This window comes from Chryseobacterium taichungense (genome assembly GCF_900109935.1).
In the GTDB taxonomy this organism is placed as follows: Bacteria; Bacteroidota; Bacteroidia; order Flavobacteriales; family Weeksellaceae; genus Chryseobacterium; species Chryseobacterium taichungense.
In genome coordinates, this window is the sequence record NZ_FOBV01000030.1 from 1 (window position 1) to 1,467 (window position 1,467).

A 1,467-nucleotide genomic window follows, 5' to 3' on the forward strand; every position below is an offset into this window, starting at 1 on the left:
CAAAAATTCCCCTCCCATGGACTATCGTTTGGACACAATTATTCCTACTTTTATACTTTATTAGTTTTTAGATGAGTACAAGAAATTTCAGGGAATTTGCAGATAAACGTTTACTTAAACGGAGCAATAAAATATTAGATGATTTATTTTCCAAGAGCGTTCATTCGATTCGTCGGTTAAGTGATGACGAAGCTTCTGCCAAAGGGCATTACCGTTTTCTTCAGAATGACCGTGTCAGTGAGGGTGATCTGGTCCGCAATATGTCTTATAACTGTATTGAAGCCTGCCGGGGCAAATATGTAGTCTGCATTCAGGATACTACAGAAATCAACCTTTATAGCCATAAAGGGAGAATAAAAAAAGACCGCTTTATCGGTACCACTACTTCCAAAAAGGATATGGGCTTAGGCTTTTATATTCATCCCTCGCTTGTTCTTGATGCTTCCGACGGTACGCCATACGGTTTTGCCCATGTCAAGTTATGGAGCCGTTCACAAAAGTTTGAGAACAAGCATGAAAGAAACTATCGTGAACTTCCTATTGAAGAAAAAGAATCCTACAAATGGATCGAGGTATCGGAGCAAACCATCTCTGCCTTGAATCCGCAAGTCCCGGGCATGCTTATTATACAGGATCGGGAGGGTGATATTTATGAGCAGTTTGCCAGGATCCCACAAGAGGGAGTAGACTTATTGGTCAGAGCAAGGGCAGACCGGTTACTTGCTGATGCAACAAAATTATTTACCAGCATCGACAAGGAGCAGGCTCCCGCTATTTATTCTGTTTTTATTGATGCCAGAAATGGAAGGAAAAAGAGAACTGCTAAGGTAGAAGTCCGCTATAAGCAAGTGGAGATAAAGAGCCCTAAAAGAGTAAGTGAAAATATTCCTGAGAGCTTAAAAATATATTTTATAGAGGCAAAGGAAGTTGACTATGAAGGCAGCGATGCGATCTGCTGGCATTTATTGACTACCCTTTCCATAGATGATATGGAGATGGCTATGAGCTGTATCGAATGGTATAGCTGGCGATGGAGGATCGAAGAAATATTTAAAATTCTGAAAAAGGAAGGTTATGATATTGAATCTTCGGAACTGGAATATGCTTCCTCGATTCGAAAACAGAGTTTAATGATCATGGAGGTCACCATTAAGCTGTTTTTAATGCGCCTTGCCTATGCTGAGCCGGAGATGGAAATTGCTCCTGAGACCTGTTTCCATCCACAAGAGCAGCAGGCCATGGAACAATACATGAAAAACCTGGAAGGCAGTACCCAAAAACAGAAAAATACTTATTCAAAGAAGGATCTTAAACGCTATGTATGGGTCATTGCCCGTCTGGGAGGATGGAAAGGATACGAAAGCAACAGGCATCCAGGCATTACTACACTCTGGATAGGTCTCAAACGCTTTAAAGATATTATGCAAGCGTACAATACTTTTAAAGATGTGTCCACACGATAGTCCC

At 41.1% G+C, this 1,467-nt stretch carries 1 protein-coding gene; it reads left to right on the plus strand.

The annotated features are described in order from the left end of the window. The first annotated feature begins 71 nt into the window (after positions 1-71). Positions 72-1,463, plus strand: a complete 1,392-nt coding sequence (locus tag BMW64_RS20350; protein WP_090002522.1) for an IS4 family transposase — start codon at positions 72-74, stop codon at positions 1,461-1,463. Positions 1,464-1,467: the final 4 nt, after the last annotated feature.